The organism is Mesobacillus sp. (assembly GCF_049588175.1).
Lineage (GTDB): Bacteria > Bacillota > Bacilli > Bacillales > Cytobacillaceae > Mesobacillus.
The window spans coordinates 1-7,450 of record NZ_JBAVFI010000769.1 but is presented as its reverse complement, the minus strand read 5'-3'; the positions used below and the strand labels follow the sequence as shown (position 1 = coordinate 7,450).

9 protein-coding genes are annotated in these 7,450 nt (G+C 41.8%); 6 read left to right on the top strand and 3 right to left on the bottom strand.

The window, feature by feature from the left end; translation table 11 throughout:
• The coding region (gene ylbJ / locus WB217_RS18605; RefSeq protein WP_423994816.1) for a sporulation integral membrane protein YlbJ at positions 1–941 on the bottom strand (941 nt) is incomplete at its 3' end.
• A gap of 306 nt (positions 942–1,247) precedes the next feature.
• Here ylbJ and WB217_RS18600 point away from each other — a divergent pair.
• The gene (locus WB217_RS18600; protein ID WP_423994815.1) at positions 1,248–2,039 is read left to right on the top strand and encodes a patatin-like phospholipase family protein; all 792 of its coding nucleotides are present in this window, start codon (positions 1,248–1,250) and stop codon (positions 2,037–2,039) included.
• Positions 2,036–3,061 carry a SepM family pheromone-processing serine protease gene (locus WB217_RS18595; protein ID WP_423994813.1) on the top strand — a complete coding sequence of 342 codons (1,026 nt, stop codon included), beginning with the start codon at positions 2,036–2,038 and terminating at the stop codon, positions 3,059–3,061. The genes WB217_RS18600 and WB217_RS18595 overlap by 4 nt, the downstream gene beginning before the upstream one ends.
• A gap of 70 nt (positions 3,062–3,131) precedes the next feature.
• Here WB217_RS18595 and WB217_RS18590 read toward each other — a convergent pair whose 3' ends face one another.
• The gene (locus tag WB217_RS18590; RefSeq protein ID WP_423994812.1) at positions 3,132–4,343 is read right to left on the bottom strand and encodes a nucleotidyltransferase; all 1,212 of its coding nucleotides are present in this window, start codon (positions 4,341–4,343) and stop codon (positions 3,132–3,134) included.
• A 145-nt stretch (positions 4,344–4,488) separates the two neighbouring features.
• Between WB217_RS18590 and WB217_RS18585 the strand changes: the two genes are divergently transcribed.
• The 4 genes from WB217_RS18585 to WB217_RS18570 all read left to right on the top strand — a co-directional run bounded on the left by WB217_RS18585 (position 4,489) and on the right by WB217_RS18570 (position 6,902).
• Positions 4,489–5,010, top strand: a complete 522-nt coding sequence (locus WB217_RS18585; RefSeq protein ID WP_423994810.1) for a YceD family protein — start codon at positions 4,489–4,491, stop codon at positions 5,008–5,010.
• A gap of 83 nt (positions 5,011–5,093) precedes the next feature.
• The gene (gene rpmF / locus WB217_RS18580) at positions 5,094–5,267 is read left to right on the top strand and encodes a 50S ribosomal protein L32 (protein ID WP_041965520.1); all 174 of its coding nucleotides are present in this window, start codon (positions 5,094–5,096) and stop codon (positions 5,265–5,267) included.
• Positions 5,268–5,325: 58 nt separating this feature from the next.
• Positions 5,326–6,189 (top strand): enoyl-CoA hydratase/isomerase family protein, encoded by an 864-nt coding sequence (locus WB217_RS18575; RefSeq protein ID WP_423994808.1) that lies wholly within the window; start codon positions 5,326–5,328, stop codon positions 6,187–6,189.
• 80 nt (positions 6,190–6,269) lie between these two features.
• Positions 6,270–6,902, top strand: a complete 633-nt coding sequence (locus WB217_RS18570; protein WP_423994807.1) for an RsfA family transcriptional regulator — start codon at positions 6,270–6,272, stop codon at positions 6,900–6,902.
• 67 nt (positions 6,903–6,969) lie between these two features.
• Here the strand turns inward: WB217_RS18570 and WB217_RS18565 are convergent, their stop codons facing one another.
• Positions 6,970–7,443, bottom strand: a complete 474-nt coding sequence (locus WB217_RS18565; protein WP_423994818.1) for an N-acetyltransferase — start codon at positions 7,441–7,443, stop codon at positions 6,970–6,972.
• Between the last annotated feature and the right edge of the window lie 7 nt (positions 7,444–7,450).

The following is a 7,450-nucleotide window of genomic DNA, read 5'->3' as shown; positions in this document are numbered from 1 at the left end:
AGGATGCTTGCAACCTGTGCTTGTACGCTGAAACCGCTGAAAGCGAGAATAAAGCTCGTGATGATTGCCTGGTGCATGAGAGTAGCATCCTGAACCTGGCTGGTCATCTGGCTGCCTAGGGTAATTTCAAATAAACCTGAAATAAATGGCATGCTGAGCATTTCAGTCATCCCAAGCATCCCTAATGCAATCTCAATGAAATGGGCTAGAAAAGCTGTGATATGTAAGTGAAATAAGAGCTTGTTGATGACCGAGAATAAAATGATGAAACCGCCGATCATTAACAGGGTTTGAATCGATGATGTTACTGCGTCACCAAGCAGCTTGCCGATTGGGCGGTTGTCTTGGATCCTTGTCCTGTGTAAGGCTGCGAAGGCGGATCGAATAGATAGCTTTGACTCTTTTTCTTTATCAAGACTTTCCTCGTTTTTTCCATAAAATCGCATAATCAGCCCAACACTGATATTTCCCAGATAATGTGCCAACGCTAGGATGATTCCAAGCTGTACATTATAAAAGAAGCCCACTGATACAGCTCCAAAAATAAACAGCGGATTGGATGAGTTGGTGAAGGATACAAGTCTTTCAGCTTCTATTTTTGTCAGCTGCTTTTCCTGCCTGAGGCGCGCTGTCAATTTCGCGCCTGCAGGGTAGCCGGAAGCCATGCCCATTGCCCAGACAAATCCTCCAACACCCGGAACCTTAAATAAGGGTCTCATCAAAGGTTCGAGCAGGACACCAATAAACCGGACTACACCAAAACCAATCAGCATTTCTGAAACAATGAAAAAAGGGAGGAGGGAAGGAAAGACGATTTCCCACCACATATTTAATCCTCTGATCGACGCATCAAAGGATTCCTGCGGAAAAGATATTAAAGATGCAGCCATTAACGTGACAGAGGCTGCAAGGAACAATGTTTTTAATCTGGATTTAAGCACCTTTCACCCTCCCTTTGGTGGTCTGTAGCTGTGAAACTTAATTAATCAGTGGTAAAATAAAGTAATACTTCGTTAGAAGGGAATTTTCCACCCCGGCTGTTTTATAAGTTGAACAATTCGGTCTGTTTCGAGCAGATGACCCTATCTAATCCTTGAATACTCCCCCACATACCTGAGGGAAAGTTCATAAATAAATGTGCAGTTGTCAGCCTTGTCCTCATATAAATCAATATACTCGCTGAACAGCAAATTAGACCAAGTTTAGTTTGTATGGTTAAAATATAGGATTTAAGGGAGGAAAAAGCTTTGCCGCGTCCAAAGGTAGGTTTAGCCCTTGGTTCAGGTGGCGCAAGAGGATTTGCCCATCTGGGTGTAATAAAAGTATTAAGAGAAGAGGGAATCCCCATTGATTTGATTGCAGGAAGCAGCATGGGAGCTCTGGTTGCTTCATTTTATGGAGCCGGTCTTGACATTGACAGGCTGTATAAGCTTTCAAGAGTTTTTAAACGGAAGTATTACCTGGATTTTACCGTGCCAAAAATGGGGTTTATTGCTGGAAAAAGAGTAAAAGAGTTAATTAGGATCTTTACACATGGTAAAACAATCGAAGAGCTCGATATTCCAATCGGGATAGTGGCAACAGACTTGATGTCGGGAGAAAAGGTTGTTTTTAAGAAAGGGCCGGTAGCAGAAGCTGTCAGGGCAAGTATCGCGATCCCTGGTATTTTTGTCCCGGAGAAATTGGATGGGCGGCTCTTTGTGGACGGAGGGGTTGTAGACAGAATTCCTGTTTCTGTTGCCAAGGAAATGGGAGCTGACCTCGTGGTTGCGGTTGATGTCTCCCATGTAAAAGTAAATGTTGATATCACCTCCATTTTCGATGTAATTATTCAAAGTATTGATATTATGCAAATGGAGCTAGTCGCCAACCGAGAGATTGCGTCTGATGTGATGATCAGGCCTAGAGTAGAAATGTATAATTCGAAAGCTTTTACGAATATAGAAGAAATCATTGCAATAGGTGAAGAAGAAGCAAAGAAGCATGTTGATAAGATAAAACAGTGTATTGAGCAGTGGAAGGAGTCCCAGACAGAATGAAAAGAAAAACATCTATCAAGCTGTCCGTCTTGGCAGCTATACTTTTATTGGCGAGTGCCCTATATTATTTGCCTTATTATGTCACGAAGCCAGGAATGGCGAAAGAACTAGAGCCCATTATCGACGTTGAAGGCGGTTTTGAGGAAGAGGGAAACTTCATGCTGACAACTGTAAGGATGGGACGGGCAAATATTTATGCTTATATCATCGCAAAGTTTAGCAAATACCAAGAATTATATCCTCTAGAAGATATCCGGGCCGAGGATGAGTCAGATGAAGAATATAATATACGTCAGCTCCATATGATGGCTGACTCGAAAACCTCGGCAATCGAAGTTGCATATACAAAAGCGGGAATTCCTGTAAATTACACTTATAAGGGAGTCTATGTGCTCAGGGTAATGCCTGGAATGCCAGCGGAAGGAAAGCTGATGCCAGGAGACCATGTTTTTGAAATCGATGGAAAAGCATTTAAATCTTCAAATGAGTTTATTGAATACGTGAGCTCCAAAAAAGCAGGAGATGTCGTCAAGCTAGCATTTAAACGTAACGGAAAGACGGATCAGGCAGAAGTAAAGCTTCAAGCCTTAGAGGATGGGAGCAATCGTGCTGCTGTAGGTATCCAGTTAGTAGATGACAAAGAAATCGACGTTGATCCAGATGTCACGGTACAATCAGAAGAAATTGGAGGACCATCAGCAGGTTTGATGTTCTCACTTGAAATATACAATCAGCTAACCAAAGAGGACTTGACTAAAGGTTATGAAATTGCTGGCACAGGTACAATTACACCTGATGGAATCGTAGGCAGAATCGGCGGTATCCAGCAAAAAGTAGTCGCTGCAGACAAGGCTGGAGCAGAAATCTTTTTTGCGCCTAATGAAGAAGGTGCGAAGGACTCAAATTATCAAGAAGCAATGATTGCTGCGAAGGATATCAAAACCAAAATGAAAATCGTACCGATCGACACCTTCGAGGATGCAGTAATATACCTGGAGAATTTAAAAGAAAAAACAAGCTGATTTTGTCAGCTTGTTTTTTCTTATGCTTAAAGCCAGTTACATATGGGACAATGTAGCTGTTAACAGCTTGTTACAACATTATTGGAGGTCTAGAAAATTCTTCGCGAAGAAGTTCTTCTTGGCCTTCTCCATTCTGGCCGAGTGCATAGATTCTTGATGCCTTAATATCAAGGTCAAGATCTGGATCAGAATAAGCAGAAAGTTTTGATATGACAGGGAGAGTGAAATTTTTCTTATAGAGCTTTAAATATTCCCTTCCTTTTTCCGTAGCTCCTAACAATCGTAAATAATTAACGGTGTTTTGCGGTTTTTTCATCTCATCCTTTTTTGTATTGGTTAAGATATGAAGGCAGACTCTTTGGAGTCGGGTCCAGGTATAGCGTTTTGTTTTGATGGATTCCATAAATTCATGGAAGGAACTTGACGAAGCGGCGGTGGATAACAGCCTGTTTTCAAGGCCTTCTTCAACCTCATAAAAATCTCTTATTTCCGCAGGGCTGCTTTGGAGCAATTTATATTTAAGCAAAGGCCAGTAGTTTTCCCAAGACTGAAATCCGCCGAAATTTTCTTTGTATTCGGACAGCTGTTCAAAAGAAGTGTAAGGAACAAGACTTTTTATAGTATCCATTTCTCCAGAAGCTCCAAATAAAGCTTTTCTTATACTAGTTGCACTGGCTATTGTAGCTGACGAAAAATGTTCATCATGATAGCCTGCGCTTTTTCTCGTGATCGTATCAGGAAGCATCCTGCTTTTCTGCTTGTTAATTGCTTGTATGTAATGAAGGCCAAGGATGTTGTTTGGACTCGATATGTCGATGAATGTTTCTGATGGTGATAATGATTGGAAGCTAAGAGAAATGGATTTCGGATAGCTATTTCCCTTCGAAGTGTAGTACTTTATATTCTCTTGGAATTGTTCGTTGTTTTTTTCGAGAAACAAGATAGTCCGCTCAAATGCACCCAAATCTCCTGATTCACTCCCGAAAACAAGTGTGCTGCAGCCGGCTGAGGAGAGGATGGAAACTGCTCCATCTGCAAAGACTTCCGCATGCTGGGTGGCAAATCGATAGGGAAGCTCAAAAACGATGTCCACACCGGCAGACAAAGCCATTCTTGTCCTTGCCCATTTTGAAACAAGGGCAGGTTCGCCTCGCTGCAGAAAATTTCCGCTCATAGCCGCAATCGCTATTTCAGCACCAGACTGCCCTTTTGCCTGCTGCAGGTGAAAAAGATGACCATTATGGAAAGGATTATATTCAACAACAACGCCAACAGCTTTCATTATAGTGCTCCTTCGTGGTAATATGGGATTGCAATATCTAGATGTTTAATTTATAGTATTAATGTAAATTATAGTGTAAAGAAAAAATATTGACAAATGATTATACGAGTTGCTATAATTACCTTTGTTGCCTTGGGGTGATTCTATGAAATGGACAATAAGTCAGATACAAAAACATCGAAACAAGGACTTTCTGATCGACGAGATAGTCCGGATGGATTCGGTTAAGGAAACAGATCCCACGATCCGTGAGGTCTCTCCGATTCACCTCACTGGAAGGGCCGATATAAGTGCCACGAGAGTGACGTTCCATATTCGGATTGCAGGCCATCTTATCCTTCCATGTTCCCGGACATTGGTTGACGTAAATTTTCCAATTGATGTTGAAACCACTGAAACTTTCCTTTTGAACAGCCACGATTACGAGGCTGATGAGGAAGTTTATCAAGTAACAGGCGATGTCATTGATCTTGAACCAATCATCAGAGAAATCCTGCTGCTGGAAGTTCCAATACAGGTATTCTGTGATGATAGCGCTGGTCAGGAAGGCGCACCCCAGTCAGGTAAGGATTGGGAAGTTATCGAGAAACAGGAAAAAACTGAAAAACTTGATCCCCGACTTGCCGGACTTGCAAAATTCTTTGAGGAATCTGATTCCTCTGACTAATTAATCGATTAAAAAAGAGCGTGGAGGTCCAGAATGGACTGGCCTTCATAAACTTTCTTATTCTCTTTAAGGAGGTGGGAAGAATGGCTGTACCATTTAGAAGAACGTCTAAAACTGCGAAAAGAAAACGCCGTACTCATTTTAAATTACAGGTTCCGGGTATGGTAGCATGCCCAAACTGCGGTGAAATGAAACTTGCTCACCGTGTATGTAAGGCTTGCGGAACATACAAAGGAAAAGAAGTTGTAAACAACTAATTTTCTGTACAAAAAAGCACAGGATGCTCATGCGTCCCTGTGCTTTTTTTGTTTTCTTATGAAAAATACATTTAGGAAGAACATTGCTTTTTCATTTTACGGAAAATTGATAAAATTTAATGGAACAAGACTAGTTTTTAGGAGGGTGAGCATGGAACCATACATAATATCAAAAGAAAATGAAGGTGTTTTACTTTTTATAATAAATAGGCCTGATAGGAGAAATGCGATAAATTTTGAGGTAATGAATGGACTAGAAGAAGCGATCAGACTGGCATCTGCTGATGATGTTAAAGTTTTCGCAATCACTGGGGCTGGCAGCCAGGCTTTTTGTTCTGGAGGTGATCTAGCGGCATTTCATCTCCTTAAGACAGAGGAGCAGGCATATGGAATGCTGTCAAGGATGGCAGGGATTCTATATAAAATTCTTGTGCTCCCGAAACCGACCATTGCTATATTAAATGGCACAACTGTTGGCGGAGGATGTGAAATAGCTTCTGCCTGTGATTTCCGGATTGGGATAAACGGCATGAAAGCTGGGTTCGTCCAAGCCAATTTGGCTATTACGACAGGTTGGGGTGGGGGAACGCTGCTTTTAGAAAAACTTCAACAGCCTAGTGCTCTTAAAATGCTTTTGGATGCAAAATTACATACAGCAGTTGAACTAAGGGAGATAGGGTTCCTGCATGATCTGTATGAAGGCGACCCAATGGAAGCATGTCTCTCATTTTTAAAAGAAAGCTTAGAAAAAGAAACTTCGGTATTAGAAGCCTATAAATCTTTGTTAAATAAAAAGTGGGAGCTATTATCCATGAGAGAAAGAATGAACGATGAGGCTGCCAGATGTGCTGTGTTGTGGGAAGGAGAGGCACACCACAAAAAAGTGGACGAATTTATGCACCAAAAAAATAAAAATAATTAACAGTCACATGGCATGTAATCAGTCTATCTTTCCTAGCAGATGCATATGAATGAATAAAAAACAATAGGAGGGATTTTCTGATGCCATTAACCCGTCAGGATGCCTGGTCACAAGATGAAGATTTATTGCTGGCTGAAGTAGTATTGCGCAATATCCGGGAGGGGGGAACACAATTAAAAGCTTTTGAGGAAGTAGGGAAACAGCTCTCCCGGACTGCCGCAGCCTGTGGTTTCCGCTGGAATTCCTGCGTCAGGAAGCAATACAAGTCTGGTATTGAGCTGGCTAAAAAGCAGAGGAAGGAAGCCAAGAAGCAGTCCAAACCTGTTGAAAAGGCTGAAGAGGCTACTGCGCCAGTGTCTGAGGCTCAGGCAGCTTCACCTGAATCAGAAGAAAAGCAAGCAACTATCAGCTTGCAGCAGGTGAAACGATATCTTGATGACCTCTATGAAAAAGCGGGGACGGCATCCGGAAACAAAGAAAGCCTCGATGATCATAAAGATAAAATCCGCGGCCTTGAAAAGCAAATCTATTACTTGTCTGCTGAAAATGAAAAATTAGAAACCCAATTAAAATCAATGGAAGAAGATTATCGCGCTTTGATTGATATTATGGAGCGGGCGAGGAAAAGAGTTGGCCCGAGGGAAGATGACAAACAACAGAAAATCAAATTCCAGGTTGAACCGAAAGGAAGCCTTGAGAAGGTAGAAAAGTAGAAATGAACAAACACCTGCCGGGTTCTCGGCAGGTGTTTGTTCCGCTTAAAAAGGCGCTAACGCATTTCTATTGAACTTGTTCCGTTACTCCAGCCGGGTACCAGACAAGCGGATTTTCGCCACGGTCCCTTTCCATATCATAGTGGACTGGAGTGAAGCCCATTTTGTCCCAGAAATCCTGGGATTTAACACGTGGATTAGTCTTAATTGGCAAGCCAAAGCCTTTCGCAAACTCAACCAGTGTTTTGCCATATCCTTTACCCTGATAGTCTGGGAGAACTTCCAGCTTCCATAATTCCAGATAGTCTTGAGCCGGTTCAAAGTAACGGTCAAATTGTTTCTTAACCTGATAGAGGCTCATCCTTGCAACAAGCTTATCGCCAAAATAAATACCGTAAAAAGGTGAGTCGCTATCATTTTCAACAATATTCGCTTCAAGGTCCTCGAGCATGGAAAGCTCTTGATGGCCATACTCCCTGAATTTCTTGAATTCCTCTAAAGTCTTATAATTGATTTTTAGTTTTTCCACTTTATTTGCCATGTTACAT

What these genes read in the sequence shown, in the direction of transcription:
- WB217_RS18595 (WP_423994813.1), top strand. Translation starts at nt 2,036, where the DNA reads ATGAAAAGAAAAACATCTATCAAGCTGTCCGTCTTGGCAGCTATACTT.
- WB217_RS18590 (WP_423994812.1), bottom strand. Translation starts at nt 4,343, where the DNA reads ATGAAAGCTGTTGGCGTTGTTGTTGAATATAATCCTTTCCATAATGGT.
- WB217_RS18585 (WP_423994810.1), top strand. Translation starts at nt 4,489, where the DNA reads ATGAAATGGACAATAAGTCAGATACAAAAACATCGAAACAAGGACTTT.
- rpmF (WP_041965520.1), top strand. Translation starts at nt 5,094, where the DNA reads ATGGCTGTACCATTTAGAAGAACGTCTAAAACTGCGAAAAGAAAACGC.
- WB217_RS18575 (WP_423994808.1), top strand. Translation starts at nt 5,326, where the DNA reads ATGAAAAATACATTTAGGAAGAACATTGCTTTTTCATTTTACGGAAAA.
- WB217_RS18570 (WP_423994807.1), top strand. Translation starts at nt 6,270, where the DNA reads ATGCCATTAACCCGTCAGGATGCCTGGTCACAAGATGAAGATTTATTG.
- WB217_RS18565 (WP_423994818.1), bottom strand. Translation starts at nt 7,443, where the DNA reads ATGGCAAATAAAGTGGAAAAACTAAAAATCAATTATAAGACTTTAGAG.